This window comes from Desulfobaculum sp. (genome assembly GCF_054921475.1).
Window position 1 is genome coordinate 1 of record NZ_JBUDSW010000077.1, and the last position, 13,940, is coordinate 13,940.

Here is a 13,940-nt window from a genome sequence, read left to right on the forward strand (position 1 = left end):
GATTTGGCAAGCTTCATTACTTCGCGCAGTTCATCCTCAAAGGCCATGTTCGTTCCACGGGTAATCTGTGGAATGCCTTTCTCCACAAGAGGCCAGTAATACTTGATCCACTGAAGGCAAACGAGTCCGTAGGGGATGAAGGCGTAATCCTGCCCATCCTCGGTATGAAACTCGACAAGCTCGCTGCTCAAGCCCGACGCGATGTCCACGAGAGCCCGGAGTAGGGCGATTTTGTATGTGGCGACCTTGGAGTCGTCGTAAAGGATGGACGAGATTGTTTCGATACTGTTGTTTCTGGCAGGCAGAAACTGAAAGAGAAGCCCTTGGTCAGCGTCATCTATGTATTCAAATCCGTAGGTCCGAAGCAGGAGCTTTTCGGAAATGTCCCTAGGAGCGGCAAGAATTCGGTCGCCGCTCTGGAGCTCACGCGCTTTGGCGTGCAGTTCAGACAGGGTGATTTCTGAAAGGGTGGCGGCAACGCCGTCAGGAAGTGGCGCAGACGTGCAGGTCATTGGTGCTCCTATGGCGCCAACGGTGAAGAGCTTAATGGCGTCTCGACGGGTCGGCATGAACTGGTCCTTGCGAGGAGAATCAGAATGAAGGGCAGTCTCAGCTCCTCGACGAAGAGGCTGCCGGCAGTTGTGTCAGCAAGGCTATACGGGCTGGCCTTCCCGTACCGGATAAGGACGATATATCTTTTGAAACGCTATATCAATTCCCAACTCATTGCTTGCGCAATGTTTGACACCAAGAAAAAGACCGTTTTGATAATATGATGAGAAGAGGAAGGGGAGAGAAATAGCCCTGAATGAGTGACCACTCAGAGGGCACGTGAAGGCGAGTCGGAGGAGCTTCGGCTCGCTTCGTTTTAGGAGGCGAAATGCACGTAAGTTGCAAAACCGAAAATCGACTTACGTGCATTCTATGTTTTTGACCTTACACCACGCTTACACCACCAAAAAAAGCCCTTGGACGGATCCAAGGGCTTGATTTTGTTGGGGTATCTGGTGGAGGCGGGGGGAATCGAACCCCCGTCCGAGAATGCTCCACTCAAGGCGTCTACAGGCTTAGTCCATCATTTGTGTCTTACCGATTGCCCGCCGACGGACAGGCTTGCGCACGGCCAGTTCACCTTGGTTCTCGCCCTGATTCCGGCGAACGCGAATCAGTAGCCAGCCTGAAAGGGTTGTCACCGCTCCGATTTATCAGGCATCCATCGGTTAAGTGCTGGCTAATTAAGCTGCCAGAGCGTATTCGGTATCATTGGCATTTATAGCCTTGCCGCTTTTTTACGAGGCCAGCGGCGCCTCGGCCTGCAACCTTGGCTTCAACCATCCCCGTCGAAACCAGGTCGCCCCCAATCAAAGAGCTAGGGGGAATATAGGGACTTTTCAAGATTTGGCAAGGGGGTCATGGGGTGTTCGGGAAAATTCTTTGTGTGCCGGGAGGATGTGTTGCTCTGGGAATTTTGCATAAGGGGTATTCCTTCCGGCAGGATGCGTGTAGTATGTGTCCAACTCCCCATCCTGCGTTTGTAGGTGGGGCCCACAAGTGGGCAGGGGGGCATATGCTCCCTGCTTTCGGCGTTCCAGCCCGCCGAAAGCGTGAATACCCCGGCCGCATCGGGACTCCAGCGGCCGGGGCTTCGCGTTTCATGTCCCACCATGCACACGCAAAGGGCGCGCCTGCTTCGTGACAGGCGCGCCCTTTTAACGGCTGAAATCGTGCGTGGAGGCGTTTAACGCTCCAGCGCGGTCAGGTCTTCATATGTCTCACGGCGGCGCGCCACGGTGACGTTTTGACCGTCTACGATGATCTCGCACGCACGGGGGCGGGAATTGTAGTTGGAGCTCATGGTAAAGCCGTATGCGCCCGCAGAGAAGCAGGCGAGGAATTCACCGGACTCCACACGCGGCAGCTGTCTGTCGCGCGCGAGGAAGTCGCCGGATTCGCAAATAGGACCAACCACGTCCACATCCTCCTCCGGACGTCCGGCCGGGGCAACTTCGGCGATGCGGTGGAAGGAGCCATACAGCGAGGGACGGACAAGGTCGTTCATGGCGGCGTCCACAATGACGAAGTGCTTGCTGGGCGTCTGCTTCGTGTAGACGACCTCGGTCACAAGGATGCCCGCGTTGCCCGCGATGCTCCGGCCCGGCTCCAAAATGAGTGTGATGGGCAGGTCTGCAAGGCGCTTGGCAAGGGCTTCACCGAATTCGGCAGGGTGGGGCGGCTCTTCCTCGTCGTAGGTAATGCCAAGGCCGCCGCCAAGGTCGATGTACTCGATGCACAGGCCCATGTCGCACAGCTGCTGGTAGAAGTTGAGAATCTTCTCCAGCGCTTCAAGGAACGGCTCCACGGTGGTGAGCTGGGAACCGATATGGCAGTCAATGCCAACGGCCTCTACAGCCGGGAGTTCCTTGGCGCGGCGGTAGGTGGCAAGGGAGGTCTCAAGATCCAGCCCGAACTTGTTTTTCTTCATCCCGGTGGAGATGTAGGGGTGGGTCTTGGGGTCCACGTCGGGGTTGATACGCACGGAAATGCGGGCGGTTTTGCCCATTTCCTGCGCCACGGCGCCGATGCGTTCCAGCTCCTGCTGCGACTCCACGTTGAACATGAGGATATTTGCCTCAAGCGCCTCGCGGATTTCGGCGGTACGCTTGCCAACGCCGGAGTAGACGATTTTCTGCGGATCCACGCCAGCGGCGAGGGCGCGGTGCAGTTCGCCGCCGGAGACGATGTCCATGCCTGCGCCCATTTCGGCCAGCAGCTTCAGCACGGAGAGGTTGGAATTGGCTTTGACGGAATAGCACGTCATATGCCGCAGCGAGGTAAACGCCGAATCATACGCCTTAAAATGGCGGCGCAGGGTGGCGGCGGAATAAACGTACAGCGGGGTGCCGTACTCCTTGGCAAGGTCGGCGACCTTGAGGTCTTCCGCGTGGAGTTCTCCGTCCTTAAGAGTGAAGAAATGCATGCCGTTCTCCTGATATCCCTATAACGATTGAAGATTCAAAGAAGCAGTGTCATGGCGGTGTTGCTGTGCCAACGGCGGGGCTGCGCCCCGGCTTCTCCGCTGGCATCGAACGCCATCGTGCGCCACTGCGAAAGGATGGCGCACGTCTTCCAATGTGGCAAGCGGTCCTGCGCGGCGCGGCAGACGCCGGTTACGGAACCATCTGGACCTTGGTTGAGGTGCCCCGGATGCTTGTGTGGACATTGTCGGCGGTGACGCGCCACAAAAGCGGCTGGTCGCCAAGACCGCAGGCGCGCAGGGTGAGGCTGCCACCGCTCAGGGTCATGTCCTTGGAAGCACGGGTAAATTCAATGCGGCGCTCGGGCGTAAACGGGCACCCCGGGCAATCCGCGGAGGAGACCTCCAGATACACGGCGGCAACCTTGCGCCAGTTGCCGGTGACGTCGGCTTTGACGGTGACGCAGCCGTTTTTCAGCGTGGCTGTGGCGTTTTCGATGGCGAAGGTATCCTGAGAGGTCTGCGGCTCGGGCCAGACCTTTTTGCCGCAGCCACCAAGCATGACGGCGCAGAGCAGGGCGGCCATCAGACCGAGAAGCAGTCGAGACGTGCGCATGGGGTTAGTCCTTGTTGGTACCGGTGGCCTTCCACCGGTGTAAGAGGTTCAGGGCGTCGAGGGGCGTCAGGGCGTTCACATCCAGGCCGTCCAGTTCATCCAGAACGGCAAGGCGCTCCGGCTCAATGGCCGGGCCGCATTCCTCGTCGGGAATGGGCGCATCCGCCGGGATAAGCCCGGGGAGCAGGACGCTTTTGGTCTCCGGCTGGGGCGGACGGTTGCCGTTGGACTCGCGCGAGCGGCGCTCAAGGTCATGCAGAATGTCCTTGGCGCGGGTGACAACGCCACGCGGCACGCCTGCGAGCTTCGCAACCTCGATGCCGTAGCTTCGGTCCGACGGGCCGGGGAGCAGGCGGCGCAGGAAGATGATATCGCCCTTGTGCTCCTTGACCGCGATGTTGAAATTCGCCACCTGCGGCATTTTGCTCTCAAGCACGGTCAGCTCATGGTAATGGGTGGCGAAAAGAGTGCGGACGCCGCCCTTGCCGCGCGCGCACAGCTCCTCCACCACCGCCCAGGCAAGGGCAAGGCCGTCAAAGGTACTGGTGCCACGGCCGATTTCGTCAAGGATGACGAGGCTTCTGCGCCCGGCTTGCCGCAGGATGCGCGCCGTTTCCATCATTTCGACCATGAACGTACTTTGGCCCTGCGCAAGGTTGTCCGATGCGCCAACGCGGGAGAAAATGCGGTCCGCAATGCCGATGCGGGCGCTGCGCGCCGGGACAAAGGAGCCAATCTGCGCCATGATGGTGATAATGGCCGCCTGACGGAGCACGGTGGACTTACCCGCCATATTCGGGCCGGTGATGACCAGCAGGCGCTTGTTTTCGTCCACGCGCACGTCGTTGGGGATATAGTTGGCGCTGCCTTGCACGGCCTCCACCACGGGGTGGCGTCCGGCAGTGATGGCAAGCTCCAGCCCGTCGTGCATCTCCGGGCAGTTCCAATCGTTTTGGGCGGCGGCTTCGGCCAGCCCCTGCCAGTAGTCCAGCGCGGCGATGCGCCCGGCCATGTCCATAAAGCGGTGCCGCGCGCCGGCGACTTTTTCCCGCAACTCGTTGAACAGGCGGTATTCCAGCATCTTGCGCTGGTCCGAGGCCGACAGGAGCTTGTCCTCCAACTCCTTGAGCTGGGGCGTGATGTAGCGCTCGCTGTTGACGAGGGTCTGCTTGCGCTCAAAGTGGTAGGGCACCTTGTCGGACAGGGTCTTCGGGATGTCGAAATAGTACCCGAAAACCTTGTTGAAGCCGATCTTGATGCGTTCCAGCCCGGAATCCTGTTTCACTTCCTCCAGCAGCGCCTTGAGGCGGCCTTCGCCATGCTCGGTCAGGTCCATCAGCTCGTCCAACTCGGCGTTGTAGCCGTAGCGGAACAGGCCGCCCTCGGTGATGAGGTGGGGCGGATTATCGGCAAGGGCAGTAGCCAAAAGCTGTGCCCAGTCCGACAGGCTGTCCCAGCCTTTGAGCATTTGGTCCATGACGCGGGGCAGGGCGTCGCCTTCGGTGCCGCGCGCCTGCTCCAGCAGGTCTTCCACATCGGGGAGCACCGCAAGGGAGTTGCGCAGAGCGAGAAAATCCTTGGGGGTGGCGCGGTTGAGGAAAATGCGGGTGGACAGGCGCTCAAGGTCGTACACGCTGTCCAGCTTTTCGCGCAGGTCCTCGCGGAGTTCTTCGCCGTGGAACAGGAAGGCGATGGCCTCCTGCGTTGCCACAATGGGCTTTTCGTCCTTCCACGGACGCTGGAGGCGCTCCGCCAGCAGGCGTCCGCCCATGGGAGTCATGGTGCGGTCCATAACGTGCCACAGTGTGCCGCGCCCGCGTCCGCCGTCCAAGCGCCGGAAAATCTCCAGATTGCGCTCCGTCACCTCATCCAGCAGCAGATGCTTGCTGAGGCTGAGCGGCCGGAAGGGCGCAAGGTGCGTAAGGTCGTGCTTCTGCGTCTGGCGCAGGTAGGCGAGGATGGCTCCGCAGCACTGGGTCAGCTGCGGCTTGTCGTCAAGGTCCAGCGCGTCAAGGTCGGCCACGCCCTGCGAATCCATAACCCGGCGCTTGGAGCCGGGCAGGTCAAAGAATGACTGTAGCGGCACGAAGTGGACCTTGGACTCAAGGTCGGTGAAGCGCTTTGGCACGTCGTATTCGCGGGTAAGCAGAATTTCGCGCGGGTCGGTCTTTTCCATCCACTGCCAGAGTTCGACCTCTTTGGTGCTTTGGATGCCGGACCATTCGCCCGTGGAAAAGTCCACCCACGCCAGACCGCCGGCGCCTGCCTTGGCGTCCCAGAAGAGAGCCGTCAGGTAGTTGTGGGTCTTGGACGTAAGGTTGGAGTCCTCCACCACGGTGCCCGGGGTGAGGATGCGCGTAACTTCGCGCTTGACGAGGCCCTTGGCCTGCTTGGGGTCCTCCACCTGCTCGCAAATGGCGACATTGTGGCCCTTTTCCAACAGTTTGGAGAGGTAGCCGTCGCAGGAGTGGTAGGGCACGCCGCACATGGGCACGGGCGCGTCAGCGTTGGGATTGCGGGAGGTGAGGGCGATCTGAAGGTCGCGCGCGGCGATCTCCGCGTCCTCGAAGAACAGCTCGTAGAAGTCGCCCATGCGGTAGAACAGCAGGGCATCGGGATATTCCGCCTTAATGCTCAGGTATTGTTCGAGCATTGGCGTCAGTTTTGTTTTGCTCACGTGCTCTTTCTGTATGCCCGGCGCACTCCGGGACGGGAGGAGCCGGACGCGGGTTATTCGTTGATGAGGGTGCGGTACGTGATGGAGTGCCAGCTCTGGCACCGGGGGCACCGGAAGAAGACCTGCTCGCGTTTCAGGCCGCAGCGGCGGCAGACAAAGCGTTTCAGCCCGCGGGCATGTTTGACGAAGAACTCAAGCTGCTGGCGAAACGCCGGGGACAGCGGCTGATCGTCCATGCTGATGGCCAAAAGTTCAAGGCGTGCGGGCCAAAAGTCCGGATTGAGCACAAGGGTTTTTTCCAGCCATGCGCGGGACTTTTCGCTGTCGTGACTACAGACCATCCATGCGGCGTAAAACTGCGCCAAGAGGTCTGGGTCGCGTTTTTCCAAAACGGAGAGAACCGCGTCGCACAGCTCTCTAGGTGGGTGATAACTGAAGGGTTTGTCCGTGTCGAGTTCACCTTCCAGCGCGTCGTGCTGGCGGGCGGCGGCGAGGATGCCTTCAAACAGGACAAAGGCGAGGCTGTCGTCCACCTTACTTAGCGCCTTGTGCAGGTGCCTCGACAGGGTGGGCCAGTCCTCGTTGGCGAGGTCATGCAGCAGGTGGGCCTGCCACGCTTCAACGGAGCCGGGGTAGGTCTTGAGGGCTTTTTTGAGCCACTTGTTCCCGGCTGCGACGTTGTCGTCGTCGAAATGGTCCTGCGCAAGGCGGACCATGTAGTGGGCCTCGGCAATGTCGTTGCCAAGCTGGGCATAATAGCGCGATGCGCGTTCAAAGTCGCCTGTGTCGGCGGTCATGCGGGCCAGTTCGTCAACGATGGCGGGGTTGTCGCCAGAAATTTTACGCGCCTGTTCAAAGGCGCCGAGGGCGCGGTCGATAAAGCCGCCGCGCTTGTAGTCCAGCCCCAGTTCGTACCATGTTTTGGCTTTGACGGCGTCGTCCAGACCGGGGCGGACGATGAGGTTTTGACGAATCTGTACCGCCCGCTCAATTTCGCCGTGCGAGCGGTACAGATTCCCAAGAGCCAGATATATTTCAACGGCGTCGGGATTGTCCTTTGCAACCTGACTCAGTTCCGCAATGGCGGCCTGAGTATCACGAGAAACCGGAGCAAAGCTGCCGGGGTCCGCGACCTCGGTGCCGCCGGAGAAGCTCTTGCCACCACGCAAGGGCAAGAGGCGAGTGAGCCAGTTCATGCAAATCCCTTGGCCGTTCCGGCCGTTTTTTTACTGTGCTGCGGGAGTTTCGGCTTCTGCGGCCGGGGTCTCTGCCGGGAAGTTTTTGTCCTCCAGCGGCAGATTGCGCAGGGAGGTCACTTCCTTCTCAAGGTTTCTGAGCTTTTTGCGGCAGCGGCGCAGCTCTGCACAGGTGCGGAACTTCTCATACAGGAAGTACAGCGTACACAGAATGCCACCCAGCACAAAAGCGGACAGAAGAATGAAATAGATGGGCTGATGGATCAGGAACAAATCCTGCCCAAACAGCGTCAGGCCAAGCTCAACCTGCTGCGACAGGGACTCCATGTTCTGTGCAAACAGCACCATGGTCAGGAAAAACAGGACAAGCAGGGCCAGAACTTTCAAGTAACGCATTAACTTTCCTCCTCCTTGGCGGATTGTTTCGTCTTAAACTCGTCAAAATAGGGTTTGAGGCTGGCATAGGTGTGATCAATATGTTCTGGGATGACGCGGGTTTCCGAGGCGAATGCCATGAAGGAGGAATCCCCGACCCATCGGGGGACGAGATGGAAGTGCAGGTGCTCTTTAATGCCAGCGCCTGCGGCCTCGCCCATGTTGACCCCCATGTTGATGCCTTGGGGGGAGAAGTGCGTTGTGAGTATGCGGGTGGATTCGTGCATGAGGTCCATCATTTCATGGTGTTCTTCCGGACGCAGGTCCACCAGACTCATGACGTGGCGGTACGGCGTCACCATAAGGTGGCCGTTGTTATAGGGGAAAATGTTCATGATGACAAAGGAATACCGCCCCCGGTACAGGATGCGGCGCGCGGCGTCTTCGTCCGTGTGCTTGGGCAGGCAGAAAGGGCAGGTGTCCGGCTTGGGGCCGAGGATGTAATCGAGCCGCCATGGGGCCCATAGTACTTCCATATGACGTACCTCTTGGTTGTGATTGCGCCCGGTTAGTGGGCGTCGTCCGCAATATGCCGCAAAGCGAGGTCCACGGCCTGCCGCGCCGATGTCGCGGCAATAACGCCTGCCATGTCCGTGTAGGTGCCAATGGCGATGACGGCTTTGCCGGCCTTGAGGGCAAAACCCACCTCGGACAGGGTGCCACTGCCGCCTTCCACCGCGATGACCACATCCCCGTTGGCGACAACGAGGGCGTTGCGCATTTGCCCAAGGCCAGTGGCTATGGGCACATCGATGGCGCTGTTTGCATCGTCCGGGCTGCTCCCGGGCAGAATGCCGATGGTGCGGCCACCGAGGTTCTGCGCACCTTTGGCGGCGGCATGCATCACGCCGCCAAGGCCGCCACAAACAAGGTCGCACCCCGCATCAGCGATGCGGCGGCCAACCTCGCGGGCGACTGCGGCGGTGGTTTCGTCGCAGTGGCCGGACCCTATGACGGAAATCCGTGGGCGGCGCTTCATCGTTTTGTCATCCTACCGGCATGTTGTGTGTCACATACGCCGTGAAAGCGAAACATTTACACGGCATAGGCCGCAAGGGCAAGGGGCGCGCTGTGCCCCCGGGCCAGAGGGACGGCGTAAAGTGCCTGAGCACAGCATCAAGACTGTGGCGAAACCACACTCTCCCCGGCACAGACCGAAATGCACCACGCACCTGCGGCGTGTCCAGCGTGTCCGCCGCGCGACACTGCGGCGTCGTTGCCCGCGCCCTGCATGGGGCATGCGCCGCGGAGGCCATCTTGCCCCCGTTGCGCCACGCGGATTACTCCGCGTCGGTCTTTGCCGCGCTGTCTGCACCATCCTTTGACGTGTTCTCCCCAGACTTGCGCTCCGGCTCGTCCGCAGGTGCCCCCTCAGCCTCACCAGCTGATGAGGAGTTCCCTGCGGCAACTTCACCGGATTGAGAGCCACCCGGCGTAGCGGGGGCCGTCTTCTCAAGGCCCAGATAGTCCGGGTCGTCCACCAAGCGGTGGGCGAGGGCCAATTGGTCCTCGCGGCAGGAGGCCTGCCCGTCCAGCATTGCGGCGCGCAGCTTTTTGAGCACCGTGCCAAACTCCGGCCCCGGCTGGAGGCCCATGGCCAGCAGGTCGTGCCCGTCTATTTCCAGTTCCTGCGTCTTGAGCTGGGTCAGGAACAGGGACATGCTCTTGCGGATGTCCTCCTGATTAAAGCGCGCCATGATGTACAGGATGCCCTCAAGGGGCAGCGTCTCCAGCATAAAATACAGCTCGCTGGCCGGCCCGCCCCGGTGCTTCCATTTCTTGTAGGCGTACACGGTGTTGTTCACCTGCGTGCGCAGGGCCAAAAGCTCCGTGGATTGCCGCTTGGTCAGATTAAAGCGCGTGGCAACGGACTGCACGTCCTCCTCGGGCATGCCGTTGAGCATCGCCATGAAGAAGAGCATCCAGTTGTGCGGCAGGTCGCCAAGGTAAAGCAAGCGGTGCCAGTCCAGCCCTTTTTGATGTCCTCCAGCAGGGTCTCCTGCGCCGGGGTCAGCGTCAGCAGGGGGTGCATGGTCTCCAGAATCTTATAGTGCCGCATCTGTTTCAGGCACTCCACGGCGTTTTCCTCGTCAAAGATGAGGTTCATCTCGTGGAAAAGGCGTGTTCCGGAGAGCTTGGGGATCATGTCCAGCTGCATGGCGTTGCGGATAAGGCGGTCCGTCTGGCCGCCAATGCGGAAATTGTAGCGCTTGGCAAAGCGGATGCACCGCAAAATGCGCGTTGGGTCCTCCACAAAGGACAGGGAGTGCAGCACGCGGATGACGCGGTTTTTGATGTCGCGCTGGGCTCCGAAGAAGTCCACCAGCTTGCCGAAGCGGTCCGGATTGAGCTGCACGGCAAGGGCGTTGATGGTGAAATCGCGCCGGTACAGGTCCATTTTGATGGAGGAGAGCTCCACCGTGGGCAGGGCCGCCGGGTACTCGTAGTATTCAAGGCGGGCCGTGGCCACGTCGATACGCTGGCCGTCCTCAAGGATGACCACGGCGGTGCGGAATTTATGGTGCGCGCGCACGCGCCCGCCCAGCTTGGCCGCAAGGGCGCGGGCAAAGTCGATGCCGTTACCCTCCACCACAAGGTCAAGATCGGAGTTGGGCGTATGCATAAGGATGTCGCGCACAAAGCCGCCCACGGCGTAGACCTCCATGCCCATATCACGCCCAAGCTCACCGGCGCGGCGCAGGATGGAGAAAAGCTCCTTGGGCAGTCTGTCGCGTATCATAATGCGGATATTGCGCTCGCGGCGCTTCTCCGGCTGCAGGGACTCGGGAATGCGCGCAGGTTCCTCGATGAGGATGTTGATAAGGTCCGTGCGCGTCAGCACGCCAATCACCAGTCCATTTTCAATGACGGGAACAAGGCGCTGCCCTTGGCCCAGCACGATTTCCATCACGTTGTACAGGTCCGACTCCGGGGCGACGGTGGCGTTGCTGCGGGTCAGGTAGTCCGTGGCGGGCAGATGCCCAAGGCCGTGGGCCACCGCGCGGTCCGCGATTTGATGCTCCAAGATGCCTTGGCATTCCCGTGTTTCGGCCTGCACAACAGGGGCGGCCTTCAGCCCGAAGCGTGTCATGATTTCGCTGGCCTCGGTGATGGTCTTGTCACTCTCGATGAGGATGGGCGGGTGCGACATAAGCTGGCGGACCCGCTCCTGCGGGGCGATGTGCGAGAGCAGAAGGGCGAAAAGCTCGTCCTTCACCTGCGAGGGCGTTCTGTCCTTGATGCTGGCCGACGCAGCGGATGCATGCCCACCGCCACCAAAGGAGGCGCAAATCTGACTGACGTCCACCTCTGGACTGCGCGAGCGCGCCACAAGCTGAATGCGGTCGCCCATGCGGCCAAGGGCAAACAGCACGTTGATGTGCTCCATGTCTAGCATCTTGTGCGCCAGCAAGGCGAAATCGTTGACGTATTCCTCGGTGCTGACCTCCGTGACCACCACCGCGGTATTGCGGATATCGTGGGTTTGGGCGGCCTCCAGCATGGTGTTGAGCAGAGCGACCTGATCGGCGCTGAGGTCGCGGGTGATGAGGTCGGACACAAAGGTCACGTCCATGCCCTGTTCCAGCAGCCACGCCGCGGCCATATAGTCGTGCACCGTGGTGGAATTGAAGGTAAAGGAGCCGGTGTCCTCATAGATGCCAAGGGCGATGATGTCAGCCTCCCGGCTCTCCACGGTGATGCCTCTCCTTTTCAGTTCGTGGCAGAGGATAGTGGCGGTGGAGCCCCAGTTGTTGACGATGCCTTCCGAGGAGTCCACATCGTCCGGGGTGTCCGGGTGATGGTCGTAGGCGTGGATGATCAAGCCCTCGTTCTCGAAAACCGGGGCCACGTGGTTCACACGCGATTTTTGGCGGGTGTCTACCACCACAAGGGTGCTCACCGTGGACAGGTCAATTTCCTTCACGTTGCGGAAGTTGAACATGTACATCGCGCTTTGGATGTAAAAATTGCGCAGGTTGCGCTCCTGCGAACCGGGGAAGACAAGCGTTGCCCCGGGATACAGGCGGCTTGCGGCTATCATGGCGGCAAGGGCGTCAAAGTCCGCATTCATATGCGTGGTAATGATGGTGGGGGCGCTGATTTTATTGGACATGGTATCCTGTGGTTCTGCTTTCATGCGCGGCAGTGGCGCGGTGTTATCTGCGTTGAGGCAAAGGCATTGATACGGGGATGGCGCAGCCGCGCCCCACGCAAAACCTCAGGCGCGCGGGGAGGGCGCGCGGCCTCCCTTACCGTACACGCTTCGGGGCGAGAAGCCACCAAACGTCCGGGAAGGAAGGGTTCTGCCGAGGGTTATGGATTTCAGCTTTTTTTTCAAGCACCTAAGGGCAAACTTTTTGCGCCACGGCCTTGCTTTGTGCTCTGCCCGTCCTCTAGTATGGCACAGAATTGTCCCGTATTTCAGGCTGTTCACCTTTGCCCCGGAGGCACCGCATGCGCATTGCAGTCATTGGGCGAACCGGAAAACTCCTTGCGGCGGCGCGCCGCCTGCACGGGCAGGGCGCGCGGATTCCCGTGGTCTGGACCTGTCCACCGCAGGACTACGAAGGCACGCCGCCAGAAGCCTTTGCCGCCTTGGCCCGCGAAACCGGGGCGGATTACCGCCTCAGTCCCGACCTTACAGCCCCGGAGGCGCAGGCGGCCCTTGCCGCGGCGCGGTGCGATGTCGCCATTTCCATGGGCTACCTCTACCGCATTCCAAAGGCCGTCCGGGCGCTGTTTCCCCACGGCATCCTCAACTGCCATGGCGGCGACCTGCCGCGCTACCGGGGGAGTGCATGCGCCAACTGGGCCATTTTGCAGGGGGAGACGTCCGTGGCGCTGACGGTGCACCAGATGGCCGACGGCATCGACGCCGGGCCCATACTGCTCAAGGAATACCTGCCCATCTCGGATGGCACTTATATCGGCGACATTATGCAGTGGTACGAGGCGTGCGCGCCGGACCTCCTCGCCAATGCCGCTAGGGGCCTCCTGCACGGGGACATCACGCCCCAGCCGCAACCGGCGAACCCGGAGCAGGCGCTTCGGTGCTATCCACGTCGCCCCGAGGATGGCCGCATCAACTGGACAGCCTCCGCCGAGGCCATCTGCCGTCTTGTCCGCGCGACATCGCGGCCTTTTGCCGGAGCCTTCAGCTTGTATGAAGGGCGCGAACGCGTCACGGTATGGCGCGCACGGCCACACCGCCCGCGCCAGCCGTTCTTGGCCGTGCCCGGGCATGTGTGCCGAGTCGAAGGGGACAATCCCGTCGTCGCCTGCGGCGATTCCCGCCAGATGGTGGAGATTGAAGAAGCCGGTATGGAAGGAAAAACACCCGCCGAAGCCAAAGCGCTATTGCGGCGCAGTGTACGCGCCCGCTTCGTCTGAGGGCTGGGCCGCGGTCTGGCTTTTGCCGTGGGTTATGGCGTCTGCCGCATCCCGCATCAATACGGCACCACGCTGCTGCGCCGCCGCGCAGGCCTCATGGAACCATTCCCGCACACCCGGCCCCTCGCCCGAGGCAACGTGCCTATTGAGCGCGGCCATATCGTGCTGGTCCTTTTTGGCGCGGGCATAATGCGCCATGCTTTGCGTATTTAAATAGATATGGATGGGATGGAAGAGCAGAACCACCGGGTCCTGCCTGCCGGGGTCGGCAAGAAGGTCCTGCGGCGTGCGCAGGCCATATTGCAGGCTGGCGCCGTCGCCAAAGTGGAGAGGAAACCGGACAAGTCCGGTGTGGTGGACGTAGGGCGGCACTTCGGGGGAATCATGCGCTATGATGTTGCAATCGTAGGACAACCCCGCCTTGGCAAACAGATAGATGCTGGTGCTGTCCATCCGGTAGCTGTGGTTTCGCACGCCAGCGGCATCCGGGTACAGGTCTAGCAGGTGATGCAGGGTGTCGCGGTCTGACGCGTCTGGCTGTCCGAAAAAGGGATGCAGGCCAACCTCGTGCCCTTGTCTGGCGGCCCAGTGCAGCGCGGGGCTGTGGTTGGTGGCATAAAACGTCGCAAGAATGCCGTAGGACTCCACAAG

The 13,940-nt window shown here is 60.8% G+C and carries 12 protein-coding genes and 1 other RNA gene; 1 reads left to right on the plus strand and 12 read right to left on the minus strand.

Going from position 1 to position 13,940, the window contains the following annotated elements; genetic code table 11:
- The 11 genes from ACY69P_RS06925 to ACY69P_RS06975 form a co-directional block, all read right to left on the minus strand.
- Positions 1 to 569 (minus strand): hypothetical protein (locus ACY69P_RS06925; protein WP_462326972.1); only part of this gene is annotated, 569 nt, incomplete at its 3' end.
- 436 nt (positions 570 to 1,005) lie between these two features.
- Positions 1,006 to 1,359, minus strand: a transfer-messenger RNA (tmRNA) gene (gene ssrA / locus ACY69P_RS06930).
- Between the two features lie 379 nt (positions 1,360 to 1,738).
- Positions 1,739 to 2,977: a diaminopimelate decarboxylase gene (lysA, locus tag ACY69P_RS06935; protein ID WP_459899920.1), complete on the minus strand. Its 1,239-nt coding sequence runs from the start codon at positions 2,975 to 2,977 to the stop codon at positions 1,739 to 1,741.
- A gap of 190 nt (positions 2,978 to 3,167) precedes the next feature.
- Positions 3,168 to 3,590, minus strand: coding sequence for a hypothetical protein (locus ACY69P_RS06940; RefSeq protein ID WP_459899919.1), 423 nt, complete (start codon positions 3,588 to 3,590; stop codon positions 3,168 to 3,170).
- Between the two features lie 4 nt (positions 3,591 to 3,594).
- Positions 3,595 to 6,243: a DNA mismatch repair protein MutS gene (mutS, locus tag ACY69P_RS06945; RefSeq protein WP_462326979.1), complete on the minus strand. Its 2,649-nt coding sequence runs from the start codon at positions 6,241 to 6,243 to the stop codon at positions 3,595 to 3,597.
- Between the two features lie 77 nt (positions 6,244 to 6,320).
- Complete coding sequence (locus ACY69P_RS06950) at positions 6,321 to 7,463, minus strand: tetratricopeptide repeat protein (RefSeq protein ID WP_462326973.1); 1,143 nt, start codon at positions 7,461 to 7,463, stop codon at positions 6,321 to 6,323.
- Between the two features lie 30 nt (positions 7,464 to 7,493).
- The gene (locus tag ACY69P_RS06955) at positions 7,494 to 7,859 is read right to left on the minus strand and encodes a lipopolysaccharide assembly protein LapA domain-containing protein (protein WP_404844969.1); all 366 of its coding nucleotides are present in this window, start codon (positions 7,857 to 7,859) and stop codon (positions 7,494 to 7,496) included.
- Complete coding sequence (locus tag ACY69P_RS06960) at positions 7,859 to 8,374, minus strand: HIT family protein (RefSeq protein WP_459899917.1); 516 nt, start codon at positions 8,372 to 8,374, stop codon at positions 7,859 to 7,861. Before ACY69P_RS06960 ends, ACY69P_RS06955 begins: the two co-directional genes overlap by 1 nt.
- Positions 8,375 to 8,406: 32 nt before the next feature.
- On the minus strand, positions 8,407 to 8,877 hold the full coding sequence (locus tag ACY69P_RS06965; protein ID WP_462326974.1) for a TIGR00725 family protein: 471 nt from the start codon (positions 8,875 to 8,877) through the stop codon (positions 8,407 to 8,409).
- 301 nt (positions 8,878 to 9,178) lie between these two features.
- Entirely contained in the window at positions 9,179 to 9,808 is a 630-nt protein-coding gene (locus ACY69P_RS06970) for a hypothetical protein (RefSeq protein ID WP_462326975.1), read from the minus strand.
- Positions 9,745 to 12,012, minus strand: coding sequence for a CBS domain-containing protein (locus ACY69P_RS06975; RefSeq protein WP_462326976.1), 2,268 nt, complete (start codon positions 12,010 to 12,012; stop codon positions 9,745 to 9,747). The genes ACY69P_RS06970 and ACY69P_RS06975 overlap by 64 nt, the downstream gene beginning before the upstream one ends.
- Before the next feature lie 341 nt (positions 12,013 to 12,353).
- Between ACY69P_RS06975 and ACY69P_RS06980 the strand changes: the two genes are divergently transcribed.
- Positions 12,354 to 13,289: a methionyl-tRNA formyltransferase gene (locus ACY69P_RS06980; RefSeq protein ID WP_462326977.1), complete on the plus strand. Its 936-nt coding sequence runs from the start codon at positions 12,354 to 12,356 to the stop codon at positions 13,287 to 13,289.
- On the opposite strand, the gene ACY69P_RS06985 is transcribed toward ACY69P_RS06980, so the two are convergent.
- Positions 13,254 to 13,940 (minus strand): polysaccharide deacetylase WbmS family protein (locus ACY69P_RS06985; RefSeq protein WP_462326978.1); only part of this gene is annotated, 687 nt, incomplete at its 5' end. The genes ACY69P_RS06980 and ACY69P_RS06985 overlap by 36 nt on opposite strands.